The following is a 13707-nucleotide window of genomic DNA, read 5'->3' on the forward strand; positions in this document are numbered from 1 at the left end:
CATGTCTTTGCCTCTCTTTCGGCCAGCTACGCAAGTCTGGCCGACTGTTTTACTGGGCAGCCAGTTTGTTTTCAACATCGGTTTTTATGCCGTCGTTCCCTTTCTTGCGATCTTTTTGCGCGAAGACATGATGCTCTCTGGCGGGCTGATTGGGCTGATCCTTGGGCTGCGGACCTTTTCCCAACAAGGAATGTTTATCGTCGGCGGTGCGCTTTCAGACCGATTTGGCGCGCGTATCGTGATCCTGGCCGGCTGCCTTATTCGCGTGTCGGGTTATTTGCTGCTGGCGTTTGGGCAATCGCTTTGGCCGATTATATTGGGAGCCTGTCTGACCGGAATTGGCGGGGCGCTGTTTTCCCCCTCCATTGAAGCATTGCTGGCGAAAGCCGGAACACAAAGCGAGGCGCGGGGCAAACGCAGTCGCGCGGAGTGGTTTGCCCTGTTTGCCGTGTGTGGTGAACTGGGGGCCGTGCTTGGGCCGGTTGCCGGGGCACTCATGACAGGTCTTGGTTTCCGCCAGGTCGCACTGGCTGGCGCGGGTGTTTTTGTTGTGGCGTTGATCGTCCTATTTTTCGCGTTGCCTTCAGCTCCAGCAAAAAAACAGAAGCTTGAAATGACACCCTGGTGGACCACCTTTCGTCGGCCGCGATTTGTCGCTTTCATTATCGCCTACAGCTCATGGTTACTGAGTTATAACCAACTTTATCTGGCGCTGCCCGTGGAAATTCAACGTGCAGGCGGTAGCGAAAAAGATCTGGGACCGCTGTTTATGCTGGCCTCGATATTGATTATTGCTTTTCAACTGCCGCTGGCACGTTTTGCTCGTCGTATGGGTCCCACCAGGATCCTTCCATTTGGGTTCATCTTCGTCTCAGCCTCCTTTGTCAGCGTTGCCCTTTTCGCGGCAACCGTCCCGCCTGCGGGGTGGCTCCGACTTGCGCCGTCCGCCTGTTTTGTCACGCTGTTAACGCTGGGGCAGATGCTGCTGGTGCCCGCCGCCAAAGATCTAATCCCCTGGTTTGCTGATGAGACAACGCTTGGCGCACATTATGGCGCACTCGCCACGGCCGGGGGTTGCGCTGTGCTGGCGGGGAATTTCCTTTTCGGTGGTCAACTCGATCACGCTTTAGTGCCATCGAAAGAAGCGATTTTTCCCTGGTTGCAGTTAGCCTTTTTCCCGCTGTGTAGTGCGATAGCGATGGTGATCATTTGTCGCCCGATGCAAGGCGCGCACGCTCGCAAAGCTTAAGCCTTATTTTTGGGTCTGCATTTCTCGGGCAGTTCCGGCACCGGGCGGCGGTCATCAATCAAATGACGGACAGTGAGGAGCGGGTGACGCCATAACATGCGCGGTCCGGCCCAGCGCATTACCTGTTTCATCTCTTCACGTTTTGCAGGTTGGTAGCAGTGGACAGGACACTGCTTACAGGCTGGCTTCTCTTCTCCAAATACGCATTTATCCAGCCGTTTATCTGCATACGTGTTCAAAGCCTGATAATGCCCAGGGTCGCGAGATGCCTGAGGGCACTGTGTTTCGTAGAGCGCGATCATTTTGCTGATCGTCTCTTTTTCACGAGAGATACGTTTTCCTGACATGACAGATTATCCGTTAATAATGTGCATAAATAATACATCTTTAAACTCGGCTTTTCAGCCTGATTTCATTTGTTGCATTTCATTTTCTGAAGGCAGCTTCCAGTTATAGATTTGTGCCCTCACAAAATTACTGGCATTTTATACAGGCATTTTCATTCCCTTTTCGCCTGCTGTTAATGGAGCCTGTATGTCTGATATCACGATCACCCCGTCTCAACGCCATCTCAAAGTGGGCTACTTCAGAAAGCGCCATGAAGATCGTAATACCAAAATTCCAAAGCGCTACAGCGTTCACGCGGCACTGAGCCTAAAAGGCGACTGGCTCGAAAAAGCAGGGTTTAAAACAAATTCACAGGTCAGAGTGAGAGTCGAGCACGGAAAATTGCTCATTGAGTTGATGGAAGAAGACACAGCATAAAGTCTCGACATTTTGCTGCCCCCTGTCATTTGTTCATGCGACAATAGAGGTAACTAACGGCCAGCAGGTCGCACAAAACGCAATAATTTCAATGAAATGGATATCTGAACTCCATGAGCACAATCGAAAATTTGACCGCGCATACGCCAATGATGCAGCAGTATCTGAAACTCAAAGCTCAGCATCCTGAAATCCTGCTTTTTTATCGTATGGGGGATTTTTACGAGCTTTTCTATGACGATGCAAAACGCGCGTCACAGCTGCTCGACATCTCGCTGACCAAGCGTGGCGCATCGGCGGGTGAACCGATTCCGATGGCGGGCATTCCGCATCATGCTGTAGAAAACTACCTGGCGAAGCTCGTTAACCAAGGCGAGTCCGTCGCAATTTGCGAACAGATTGGCGATCCGGCCACGTCAAAAGGTCCGGTGGAACGCAAAGTGGTTCGCATCGTCACACCTGGTACTATTAGTGACGAAGCGCTGTTGCAGGAGCGTCAGGATAACCTGCTGGCCGCGATCTGGCAGGACAGTAAAGGTTATGGTTATGCCACGCTGGATATTAGCTCCGGTCGTTTTCGCTTGAGTGAACCCGCCGATCGCGAAACCATGGCGGCGGAATTACAACGGACTAATCCAGCCGAACTGCTGTACGCCGAAGATTTTGCGGAGATGGCATTGATTGATGGCCGTCGAGGCCTGCGTCGCCGTCCGTTATGGGAATTTGAAATTGATACCGCACGTCAGCAGTTAAACCTGCAGTTTGGTACGCGGGATCTGATTGGCTTTGGCGTTGAGAATGCGCCGCGTGGTCTGTGCGCCGCAGGCTGTCTGTTGCAATACGTAAAAGATACGCAGCGCACCACCCTGCCCCATATCCGATCGATTACGATGGAACGCCAGCAGGACAGCATCATCATGGATGCGGCCACACGTCGTAATCTCGAAATCACGCAGAATCTCGCCGGTGGCGTGGAAAACACCCTCGCCGCCGTGCTCGACAGTACCGTCACACCAATGGGTAGCCGGATGCTCAAGCGCTGGCTGCATATGCCCGTGCGTGACACAAACGTGCTGGTCAGTCGTCAGCAAACCATCGGTGCGTTACAGGATCGCTTTACAGAGCTCCAACCCGTGCTGCGCCAGGTAGGCGATTTAGAACGTATTCTTGCCCGTCTCGCGTTGCGCACCGCGCGCCCACGCGATCTGGCCCGCATGCGTCATGCCTTCCAGCAGCTTCCCACGTTACGTGCACAGCTGGCTGAAGTGAACAGCGCTCCCGTGCAAAAACTGCGCGAAACGATGGGTGAATTCACCGAGCTGTGCGAATTACTGGAACGCGCGGTCGTGGAAGCTCCCCCGGTTCTGGTTCGCGATGGCGGGGTCATTGCTCCTGGCTATCACGAGGAACTCGATGAATGGCGTGCTCTGGCTGATGGTGCAACGGATTATCTCGATAAGCTGGAAATCCGCGAGCGTGAGCGTTTGGGGCTTGATACGTTGAAAGTGGGCTACAACGCCATCCACGGCTATTACATTCAAATCAGCCGGGGTCAGAGCCACCATGCACCCATTCACTATGTCCGTCGGCAGACCCTCAAGAACGCCGAGCGTTACATCATTCCTGAACTGAAAGAGTATGAGGACAAAGTTCTCACCTCCAAAGGGAAAGCGCTGGCGCTTGAAAAACAGCTTTATGAAGAGCTGTTCGATATGCTGATGCCGCACCTTGCTGATTTACAGGCGAGCGCAAGTGCGTTGGCTGAGCTGGATGTGCTGATAAACCTGGCAGAACGCGCCGACACGCTAAATTACGCCTGCCCAACGTTTATTGATAAACCCGGCATTCGTATTACTGAGGGGCGTCATCCCGTTGTCGAGCAGGTATTACGCGAACCCTTTATTGCCAACCCGCTCAATCTTTCTCCGCAACGCCGTATGCTGATTATTACCGGTCCGAACATGGGCGGTAAAAGTACGTATATGCGACAGACTGCCTTGATTGCCCTGCTGGCATACATTGGTAGCTACGTTCCCGCGCAGAAAGTGGAAATCGGTCCTATCGATCGTATCTTCACCCGCGTGGGTGCTGCGGACGATCTGGCAAGCGGCCGCTCAACCTTTATGGTCGAAATGACCGAGACGGCGAATATTCTGCATAACGCGACAGAAAACAGTCTGGTGCTGATGGATGAGATTGGTCGCGGGACATCAACCTATGATGGACTTTCTCTGGCGTGGGCTTGCGCCGAAAGTCTGGCGAATAAGATCAAAGCGCTGACCCTTTTTGCGACGCATTATTTCGAGCTAACACAGCTACCCGAGAAAATGGAAGGCGTGGCGAACGTGCATTTGGATGCGTTGGAGCACGGGGACACCATCGCGTTCATGCATACGGTTCAGGATGGCGCTGCGAGCAAGAGTTACGGCCTTGCCGTTGCTGCACTGGCCGGTGTGCCAAAAGAAGTGATTAAACGTGCGCGTCAGAAACTGCGGGAACTGGAAAGCTTATCGCCAAATGCGGCTGCCACTCAGGTAGATGGCTCGCAAATGTCGTTGCTGATGACAGCGGAAGAGACATCTCCTGCGGTGGAAGCGCTCGAAAATCTCGATCCGGATTCCCTGACACCGCGTCAGGCGCTGGAATGGATTTATCGTTTGAAAAGTCTGGTATAAACCAAAAAACCCTCTTCCTGATAAGGGAAGAGGGGCTGTATTAGCGATGATAATCGGACAGTAGCGGCGGTATAGCTGGCACCTGCGGAGCGTCATCAATATCTTTCTGCGTCATACGAAACGCTTCAGGATAGTGTTCGCGGCTGATGCGGCGCAGCGGTTCAGTATCGCGCCAGGTATACAGACAGTGCTGACACTGGTAAACCGTCCAGACATCTTTTACCGGCGACGTCGCCATCACTTCAATATGTTCATCGGCACAACGTGGACAAATCATTTCTTCCTCCTTATTGGCGTGCGGCCAGCATCGCAGTCAGTTTTTCAGCCCAGGCTTTGGTTTCAGGTAAATCCTGAACCGGCTGGCTGTAGTGACCACGGTTATCCGGCGCAACCGGAGTCGTGGCATCGATAATCATTTTGTCAGTGATTCCCGCCGGGCTGGAGCCAGGATCGAGTTCCAGCACGGACATATTCGGTAGCTGTACCAGATCACCTGCCGGATTGACCTTTGACGAAAGCGCCCACATCACCTGCGGAAGATTGAACGGGTCGACATCTTCATCAACCATGATCACCATCTTCACATAGCCCAAACCGTGCGGCGTGGTCATGGCACGCAACCCCACCGCGCGAGCAAAACCACCGTAGCGTTTTTTGGTAGAGATGATGGCCAGCAGCCCGTGGGTATACATCGCATTCACAGCCTGTACTTCCGGGAATTCTGCTTTCAACTGTTGATACAGAGGCACGCAGGTCGCCGGGCCCATCAGGTAGTCGATCTCCGTCCACGGCATCCCGAGATAGAGCGATTCAAAAATAGGTTTCGAGCGGTAAGAGACCTTATCAATACGCACGACGGTCATGTTACGCCCGCCGGAGTAGTGCCCGGTGAATTCACCAAACGGCCCTTCGATTTCACGCTTACGACTCTCAATAACCCCTTCAAGAATGACCTCTGAGCCCCACGGGACGTCGAAACCAGTAAGCGGTGCGGTCGCAATGGGGTACGGGCTTTCGCGAAGTGCGCCCGCCATTTCGTATTCAGACTGATCGTATTTGAGGGGCGTGGCCCCCATCAGGGTGATAATAGGATCGTTTCCGAGCGTGATCGCAATCGGCAAATCTTCGCCGCGCTCTTCCGCTTTATGCAGATGCAGCGCGATATCGTGCATTGGCACAGGCTGTAGGCCAAGCTTGCGTTTACCTTTCACCTCCATGCGGTAAATACCCACGTTTTGCTTGCCGAAATGATCCGGATCGAGCGGATCGCGTGAGACCATACAGGCTTTATCGAGATAAAAACCACCATCGCCGTCGTTCAGACGGAACAGTGGCAAAATATCAAAAAGGTTAATCTCATCCCCATCGACAGTATTCTCAGCCCAGGCCGGATTCGCCCGGCGCTCTGGTGTCACCGGGAATTTATCCCATCGACGGATAAACTCATCAATCTGATTTTTGACTGGCGTGTTAGGCGGCAGCCCCAAAGAGATGGCGTGGTTTTGCCATGAACCAATGGTGTTCATCGTTACACGAGCATCGGTAAACCCACGAATGTTGTCAAACCATAGCGCGGGTGCACCTTCGCCAATGCGTCCGGTCGCATTGGCCGCCGCGGCGAGATCGGGTTCTGCATTGACCTCTTCCTCTATTTTCAGCAGTTGCCCTTGCTCATTGAGCGCCTGCAAAAAGCTTCTCAAATCATCAAATGCCATCTTTATTCTCCTGTGAAAAATGCTTTGCCGCTTGCAGACCGTTCCAGCGACACGCGCTTTTATGTTCCAGTCCAAACTGATCGAGTACCCGAGTCACAATGTGCTGAGTGATGTCATCGGCACTCTGCGGATGGTTGTAATACGCTGGCATTGGCGGCACCATCGCCACCCCCATGCGGGAAAGGGCCAACATATTTTCCAGATGAATAGTACTGAGGGGCGTTTCCCGTGGAACAAGAACCAGCTTTCGCCCCTCTTTTAACACCACGTCTGCGGCGCGCCCTATCAACCCTTCGGCATACCCACGCGAATGCCAGCCAGTGTTTTCATACTGCATGGGATAACAATCATGCCTTCGGTACGAAACGAACCGGATGAGATAGTGGCGGCCTGGTCGGCTGGGCTATGCGTAAAATCAGCCAAAGAAGCGACCTCCTGAGCGGTATAAGGCGTCTCCAGTTCAATCGTGGTTTTGGCCCATTTCGACATCACCAGATGCGTTTCGACGTCAGGTATTTCCCGCAGCGCCTGAAGTAAAGCGACACCTAACGGCGCACCGGTTGCCCCGGTCATCCCAACAATCAGTCTCATTCATCGCCTCAATATATTTGTTCGCATACGAACTTTATAATTAAAATACGCTTCAAAAATGCGTCTGACAAGATCGTTCGTATACGATCACATTATTTGTATGGGAAAGTCGCGTTAAATTTATTCGCAATAGCGGCTATCATAGGGGCAGAATTTTTATCCTGGAGAGTTCATGGAACTGAGACAAGAAGCGTTCCACCTGCTGCGTCAACTTTTTCAACAACATACTGCGCACTGGCAGAATGCTCTGCCGGAATTAACAAAGCCACAATATGCGGTGCTGCGTTCTATTGACGAACATCCAGGGATTGAGCAGGTCGCGCTGACTGAAGTCGCTGTCAGCACCAAAGCTACACTGGCAGAGATGCTAAGCCGTATGGAGGGTCGTGGTCTGGTTAAGCGAGAGGCCGATCCGGCGGACAAACGCAGAAGATTTGTCTTTCTAACGCCTGAGGGTGAGAGTTTACTGGAGCGCTGTAAACCAACGGGGAACAAGGTTGATGAAGCCTTTTTAGGCAAACTTAGCGCGGATGAGCGTACACAGTTTGCTGAATTGATTAAAAAAATGATGCAAGGCTAGCTTTCCTGCCCCAAAGAATTAAAGGCACTTGAAAGCGAAAGTCACGGTTCGGCGATTCACTATCGCGAATTACAGACTCTGCTGGAAAATGCCAGTAAGGCGCGCCGGTCAGCGACGGTGCTTAATCGGGATGGCGTAAAATCAGGTAGCGCAACCCGCACGAAGCAGCGTTGCCGTAGCGCCATAAAAGAAAAAGGCCAGTCTTTCGACCGGCCTTTTTTTGATGAAAAGTGTCTTACTCACGGAACAGCGCTTCGATATTCAGTCCTTGCCCCTGCAGAATTTCACGCAGGCGACGCAAACCTTCAACCTGAATCTGACGAACACGTTCACGCGTCAGGCCAATCTCACGGCCAACATCTTCCAGTGTCGCAGCTTCATACCCTAACAGACCGAAACGACGTGCCAGCACTTCACGCTGTTTGGCGTTCAGTTCGAACAGCCATTTGACGATACTTTGCTTCATATCATCATCTTGCGTGGTGTCTTCCGGGCCGTTGTCTTTTTCATCGGCCAGGATGTCCAGCAGCGCTTTTTCGGAATCGCCACCCAGCGGGGTGTCGACTGAGGTAATGCGCTCATTGAGACGCAGCATACGGCTTACGTCATCAACCGGTTTATCGAGTTGCTCGGCAATCTCTTCTGCACTTGGCTCGTGGTCCAGTTTATGGGACAACTCGCGCGCAGTACGCAGGTAGACGTTCAACTCTTTGACGATGTGAATCGGCAAACGGATCGTACGGGTTTGGTTCATGATTGCCCGTTCGATGGTCTGACGAATCCACCAGGTTGCGTAAGTTGAGAATCGGAACCCACGTTCAGGGTCAAACTTCTCAACGGCGCGGATCAAGCCCAGGTTACCCTCTTCAATCAGATCCAGCAGTGCCAGACCACGATTGCTATAACGACGGGCAATTTTCACAACCAGGCGCAAGTTACTTTCAATCATGCGACGGCGTGAGGCAACATCTCCACGCAGTGCGCGACGCGCGAAATACACTTCTTCTTCGGCTGTTAGCAGTGGGGAATAACCAATCTCCCCAAGGTAAAGCTGAGTCGCGTCAAGCACACGCTGTGTGGCGCCCTGCGATAACAGCTCTTCTTCAGCTAAATCGTTATCACTGGGTTCCTCTTCAACTAAGACTTTCTCATCAAAAGACTCGGTTCCGTTCTCATCAAATTCCGCGTCTTCATTTAAATCATGAACTTTCAGCGTATTCTGACTCATAAGGTGGCTCCTACCCGTGATCCCTGAACGAGACATCCTGAAGTGGTATGCCCCGTCAAATTATCGCTGCGGCAAATACTGCAGCGGGTTTACGGATTTCCCCTTGTAACGAATTTCAAAATGCAAGCGTGTAGAACTGGTTCCGGTGCTACCCATGGTAGCGATTTTTTGCCCCGCCTTGATTTCTTGTTGCTCCCGGACCAGCATTGTATCGTTATGGGCGTAGGCACTCAGGTAATCATCGTTATGTTTTATGATAATAAGATTACCGTAACCGCGCAGAGCGTTACCGGCATATACAACGCGTCCATCTGCGGTCGCGGTGATAGCCTGTCCCTTACTTCCTGCGATATCGATCCCTTTATTTCCCCCCTCGGAGGAAGAGAAGTTCTCGAATACTTTGCCGTCAGTTGGCCAGCGCCAGGTAGAGATAGGCGCACTGGAGGTCATACTGCTGGCAGTCGGTACGGTAGAGCTAACCACAGGTGCCGTAGTCGGTGCTGTGACGACAGTCGCAGACGCCTTATTATTCGGCAACATTTTGTTAGCACTCTGTTCACCTGAGTCCTCAGAATACGTAATTGTGGGTTGCGAAGCAACCACTGCGCTTGTATTTTGCGCAGGTTTAACGCTGTTATTTTGAGCGGTAACATCCGCTGCAGATACAGAGTTGCCTGGCGTCAATGGCGTACCGGTCGCATTACCGACCTGAAGCGTTTGCCCAACTTCCAGACCATACGGGGCTTGCACGCTATTTCGCTGCGCGAGGTCACGGAAATCGTTCCCGGTGATCCACGCGATATAGAAAAGCGTATCGCCACGTTTAACGGTATAAGTGCTGCCGCCGGTATAGCTTCCTTTAGGAATGTTCCCATACTTACGGTTATAGACTATGCGGCCATTCTCGGTCTGCACAGACTGTTGCACTGGTTGAATCTGCGTTGGCTGCGCAGCAGGAGGCTGCATCGGCTGAATTGGCGGATTTTGTTGTGTTGTTGCTGTGCCCATTTTGGGTGGAGGGGTAATTAGCATTCCGCCGGACGAACTTCCGGAACCGCTGTTACCACCGACAGAGCTCACCGGAGCAGGGGCGTTATTTGAATTCGTACAACCCGCCAGCCAAAGCGAAACCAGTGACAATGCCGCAACACGGCTGATGGTGAATTTTGGGCTTCCCGCGCTCATTTATCCCCCAGGAATGTGTTAACTACCAGTGACTTAAAATTAACCGTAATCGCACAAACGGTTTGCGCCTCACCATACGCTGAATTTTCCTGAAAAACCCTGGAAAATTCCGAGTCTCAGGCCAGCTCTCCCTTCACGAGAGGCACAAAACGCACGGCTTCTACAGTATCGATGATAAACTCGCCATCCCGCCGACGAACACGCTTTAACAGCTGATGTTCATCGCCCACGGGTAACACGAGAATGCCGCCATTATCCAGCTGCGACAAGAGCGCAGCGGGGATTTCAAGCGGTGCTGCCGTCACGATAATAGCGTCAAACGGAGCGCGAGCCTGCCACCCCAGCCATCCGTCACCGTGACGTGTTGAAACATTATGTAAATCAAGCTGTTTAAGACGACGGCGCGCATGCCATTGCAAGCCTTTGATTCGTTCAACAGAGCAGACATGATGAACGAGATGCGCCAGAATCGCCGTCTGATAGCCCGATCCCGTTCCAATTTCGAGAACGCGAGACTCCGGTGTCAGCTCCAGTAATTCCGTCATGCGCGCGACCATATAGGGCTGAGAAATTGTCTGCCCCTGTCCTATGGGTAAGGCCACGTTTTCCCACGCTTTGTGTTCAAACGCCTCATCCACAAATTTCTCGCGCGGTACCTGCGCGATAGCCTCCAGCACACGCTCGTCGGCGATGCCCTGGGTGCGCAATTGATTCAGAAGTGCTTGTACACGTTGACTTACCATTGCGTGTTCACCCCGGCACGTTCAAGCCAGCCTGACACCACATCTTGCGCGTTGTACGCCGTTAAATCTACGTGCAACGGCGTGACGGACACATACCCTTCATCGACAGCCGCAAAATCGGTATCCGGGCCAGCGTCGCATTTATCGCCAGGAGGACCGATCCAGTAAAGCGTATTGCCGCGCGGATCCTGCTGCGGAATCACCTGGTCAGCCGGATGTCGACTGCCACAGCGCGTTACGCGAATGCCTTTGATTTCGTCAAGAGGCAGATCGGGAACGTTGATATTCAAAATACGCCCGGTGCGCAGCGGTTCACGGCTGAGCGCACGCAGAATCGAACAGGTTACCGCTGCGGCCGTATCGTAGTGCTGGTGGCCATTCAGGGAAACCGCCAGCGCAGGGAATCCCAAATGGCGGCCTTCCATCGCTGCGGCGACGGTCCCTGAGTAAATCACGTCGTCACCCAGATTTGGCCCCGCGTTAATCCCCGACACGACCACATCCGGCCCAGGACGCATCAGCGTATTGACGCCCAAAAACACGCAGTCGGTCGGCGTGCCCATTTGCACGGCGATATCGCCATTCTCAAACGCAAACGTACGAAGTGACGATTCCAGCGTCAATGAATTAGACGCCCCGCTGCGGTTACGGTCAGGAGCAACAACCTGCACGTCGGCAAACTCGCGCAGGTATTTCGCCAGCGTCTGAATGCCCGGCGCATGTATCCCATCATCGTTACTCAGCAATATTCGCATAATCACCCGAGGTGTTGATAAGTTCCCTGACAACGCTGGTGGCGAAGCTACCTGCCGGTAGCCAGAAGCGTAACTCGACGGTCACGTCGTCCCACCAGTTCCAGCTAAGCATCTGCGGATAGAGTAGCATCGCACGGCGCGCCGCCTCGACTTTCTCCCGCATCAGCAATGATTGTAATTCTGGCGCATCCGCAATCGCCGCCTGTTCAGCCGCGAGCGCATCGCCCTGCGTGCCCCACTCTCCCGAGCCGGGCATCGCGGCGGTAATCATCAGCGTTTTATTATCGACGCGCGTCTGTACATCGGTCATTTCTTCCGCCGTAGCCACAAACCAACTGCCGCGTCCCGCTAATTGTAGCGCATCGCCGACAACAACTTGATTCGCGTCCGGTTTTTTCAGCCGTTCACTCACAATCTGATTAAACAACGCACTGCGGGCCGCAGACAACCAAAAACTGCGCTTATTCCTATCACGCACCGGCGCATCGCTTTGCGCCCAGCGCAGCGCACCCAGCAAATTACTGCCGCCAATACCGAAACGCTGTGCGCCGAAGTAGTTCGGCACGCCCTGCTCCGCGATTGCGGCCAGGCGTTTTTCGACGTCGTCACGATCTGTCACGTCGCGTAGAATCAAAGTGAAAGCATTGCCCTGGAGCGCGCCTAAACGCAGCTTGCGTTTATGCCGGGCATATTCCAGCACTTTACAGCCTTCAAGCTCAAATTGACTCAAATCAGGCATCGCGTTGCCGGGAACGCGGGCGCAAAGCCACTGTTCCGTTACGGCGTGTTTGTCTTTCTGACCAGCAAAACTCACTTCGCGGGCGTGGATTTTAAGGAATTTCGCGAGCGCGTCGGCGACAAAACGGGTGTTACAGCCATTTTTCAAAATACGCACGAGGATGTGTTCACCCTCACCGTCAGGCTCAAAACCCAAATCTTCTACCACCACGAAATCTTCAGGATTGGCTTTTAGCAGGCCAGCGCCCTGCGGTTTTCCGTGCAGCCAGGTTAGATTCTCAAACGCTGTCATTTGGCCGCCTTCACCAGCAGCGCAACCGCTTCGCAGGCGATGCCTTCACCGCGCCCGGTAAAGCCAAGTTTTTCGGTGGTGGTCGCTTTAACATTCACGTCGTCCATATGACAACCCAGATCTTCAGCAATAAACACGCGCATCTGCGGGATATGCGTCAGCATTTTTGGCGCCTGCGCAATAATGGTCACGTCCACGTTGCCGAGCGTGTAGCCCTTCGCCTGAATACGTCGCCAGGCTTCGCGCAACAGTTCGCGGCTATCCGCCCCTTTAAAGGCCGGATCGGTATCCGGGAACAGCTTGCCGATATCGCCCAGCGCCGCAGCACCCAGCAGGGCGTCGGTCAGGGCGTGCAGCGCCACATCGCCGTCGGAGTGTGCAAGCAACCCTTTTTCATAAGGGATGCGCACGCCGCCAATGATAATCGGGCCAACGCCGCCAAAGGCGTGTACGTCAAAACCGTGTCCAATTCGCATTATGCGTTCTCCTGATAGGTCATACGGGTAAGATAAAATTCCGCGAGCTGTAAATCTTCGGGGCGCGTCACTTTGATATTATCAGCGCGTCCTTCTACAAGCTCTGGATGGAAACCACAATATTCCAGCGCCGAGGCTTCATCGGTGATGGTTGCGCCTTCATTGAGCGCACGGGTTAAGCAGTCGTGGAGCAGTTCGCGAGGGAAATATTGGGGCGTCAGCGCGTGCCAAAGATCAACGCGCTCAACGGTGTGAGCAATATGATTCAGCCCTGGTGCCGCACGCTTCATGGTGTCGCGCACCGGCGCGGCCAGAATACCGCCCACAGTACTTGTCTGGCTGATCGCCAGCAAACGTGCGAGATCGTCCGGATGTAAACACGGACGCGCGGCATCGTGAACCAACACCCACGCGGCATTCCCCGCCGCCCGAATGCCTGCCAGCACCGAGTCGGCACGTTCTGTGCCACCGTCAACAACGGTAATTTGCGGATGATTCGCCAGCGGTAACGCGGCAAAACGGGCATCGCCCGGACTGATAGCGATAACGACGCGCGTCACCCGTGGATTCGCCAGCAGTGCCGCCACGGTATGCTCAAGGATCGTTTTATCACCGATTGAAAGGTATTGCTTAGGGCACTCTGTCTGCATGCGCCGACCAAAGCCAGCGGCCGGTACCACGGCGCATACATCCGAAAAAGTCACTGCCATGTCGT

At 53.5% G+C, this 13707-nt stretch carries 14 protein-coding genes and 1 pseudogene; 4 read left to right on the plus strand and 11 right to left on the minus strand.

Going from position 1 to position 13707, the window contains the following annotated elements; translation table 11 throughout:
* Nucleotide 1 precedes the first annotated feature (1 nt).
* The gene (locus tag AC07RN_RS13300; protein ID WP_478336579.1) at nt 2–1249 is read left to right on the plus strand and encodes an MDR family MFS transporter; all 1248 of its coding nucleotides are present in this window, start codon (nt 2–4) and stop codon (nt 1247–1249) included.
* On the opposite strand, the gene AC07RN_RS13305 is transcribed toward AC07RN_RS13300, so the two are convergent.
* Nucleotides 1246–1596 carry a nitrous oxide-stimulated promoter family protein gene (locus tag AC07RN_RS13305; RefSeq protein ID WP_478336580.1) on the minus strand — a complete coding sequence of 117 codons (351 nt, stop codon included), beginning with the start codon at nt 1594–1596 and terminating at the stop codon, nt 1246–1248. The genes AC07RN_RS13300 and AC07RN_RS13305 overlap by 4 nt on opposite strands.
* A gap of 187 nt (nt 1597–1783) precedes the next feature.
* On the opposite strand from AC07RN_RS13305, the gene AC07RN_RS13310 reads away from it, so the two are divergent.
* Nucleotides 1784–2014 carry a SymE family type I addiction module toxin gene (locus AC07RN_RS13310; protein ID WP_015960203.1) on the plus strand — a complete coding sequence of 77 codons (231 nt, stop codon included), beginning with the start codon at nt 1784–1786 and terminating at the stop codon, nt 2012–2014.
* Between the two features lie 113 nt (nt 2015–2127).
* Complete coding sequence (mutS, locus tag AC07RN_RS13315; RefSeq protein ID WP_478336581.1) at nt 2128–4689, plus strand: DNA mismatch repair protein MutS; 2562 nt, start codon at nt 2128–2130, stop codon at nt 4687–4689.
* A 40-nt stretch (nt 4690–4729) separates the two neighbouring features.
* Here the strand turns inward: mutS and AC07RN_RS13320 are convergent, their stop codons facing one another.
* The 3 genes and pseudogenes from AC07RN_RS13320 to AC07RN_RS13330 all read right to left on the minus strand — a co-directional run bounded on the left by AC07RN_RS13320 (nt 4730) and on the right by AC07RN_RS13330 (nt 6995).
* On the minus strand, nt 4730–4966 hold the full coding sequence (locus AC07RN_RS13320) for a non-oxidative hydroxyarylic acid decarboxylases subunit D (RefSeq protein ID WP_478336582.1): 237 nt from the start codon (nt 4964–4966) through the stop codon (nt 4730–4732).
* A gap of 10 nt (nt 4967–4976) precedes the next feature.
* Nucleotides 4977–6404 carry a non-oxidative hydroxyarylic acid decarboxylases subunit C gene (locus AC07RN_RS13325; RefSeq protein ID WP_478336583.1) on the minus strand — a complete coding sequence of 476 codons (1428 nt, stop codon included), beginning with the start codon at nt 6402–6404 and terminating at the stop codon, nt 4977–4979.
* Nucleotides 6394–6995 (minus strand): annotated as a pseudogene (locus AC07RN_RS13330) (non-oxidative hydroxyarylic acid decarboxylases subunit B). The gene AC07RN_RS13325 and the pseudogene AC07RN_RS13330 overlap by 11 nt, the downstream one beginning before the upstream one ends.
* Nucleotides 6996–7167: 172 nt before the next feature.
* On the opposite strand from AC07RN_RS13330, the gene AC07RN_RS13335 reads away from it, so the two are divergent.
* Nucleotides 7168–7575, plus strand: a complete 408-nt coding sequence (locus AC07RN_RS13335; RefSeq protein ID WP_407439288.1) for a MarR family winged helix-turn-helix transcriptional regulator — start codon at nt 7168–7170, stop codon at nt 7573–7575.
* A gap of 235 nt (nt 7576–7810) precedes the next feature.
* Here AC07RN_RS13335 and rpoS read toward each other — a convergent pair whose 3' ends face one another.
* From rpoS to ispD, 7 genes are all read right to left on the minus strand, one after another.
* Nucleotides 7811–8803: an RNA polymerase sigma factor RpoS gene (rpoS, locus tag AC07RN_RS13340; RefSeq protein WP_015960205.1), complete on the minus strand. Its 993-nt coding sequence runs from the start codon at nt 8801–8803 to the stop codon at nt 7811–7813.
* Between the two features lie 60 nt (nt 8804–8863).
* A complete protein-coding gene (nlpD, locus tag AC07RN_RS13345) occupies nt 8864–9988 on the minus strand; it encodes a murein hydrolase activator NlpD (protein WP_015960206.1) in 1125 nt (374 codons plus the stop codon).
* 116 nt (nt 9989–10104) lie between these two features.
* Nucleotides 10105–10731, minus strand: a complete 627-nt coding sequence (locus AC07RN_RS13350; protein ID WP_015960207.1) for a protein-L-isoaspartate(D-aspartate) O-methyltransferase — start codon at nt 10729–10731, stop codon at nt 10105–10107.
* Nucleotides 10725–11486 (minus strand): 5'/3'-nucleotidase SurE, encoded by a 762-nt coding sequence (surE, locus tag AC07RN_RS13355; protein WP_015960208.1) that lies wholly within the window; start codon nt 11484–11486, stop codon nt 10725–10727. Before surE ends, AC07RN_RS13350 begins: the two co-directional genes overlap by 7 nt.
* Nucleotides 11467–12516, minus strand: a complete 1050-nt coding sequence (gene truD, locus AC07RN_RS13360; RefSeq protein WP_478336584.1) for a tRNA pseudouridine(13) synthase TruD — start codon at nt 12514–12516, stop codon at nt 11467–11469. The genes surE and truD overlap by 20 nt, the downstream gene beginning before the upstream one ends.
* Complete coding sequence (gene ispF / locus AC07RN_RS13365; protein ID WP_015960210.1) at nt 12513–12992, minus strand: 2-C-methyl-D-erythritol 2,4-cyclodiphosphate synthase; 480 nt, start codon at nt 12990–12992, stop codon at nt 12513–12515. Before ispF ends, truD begins: the two co-directional genes overlap by 4 nt.
* Nucleotides 12992–13702, minus strand: coding sequence for a 2-C-methyl-D-erythritol 4-phosphate cytidylyltransferase (ispD, locus tag AC07RN_RS13370; RefSeq protein ID WP_478336585.1), 711 nt, complete (start codon nt 13700–13702; stop codon nt 12992–12994). Before ispD ends, ispF begins: the two co-directional genes overlap by 1 nt.
* Nucleotides 13703–13707 lie beyond the last annotated feature (5 nt).

This window comes from Lelliottia sp. GFLA7, from assembly GCF_056490165.1.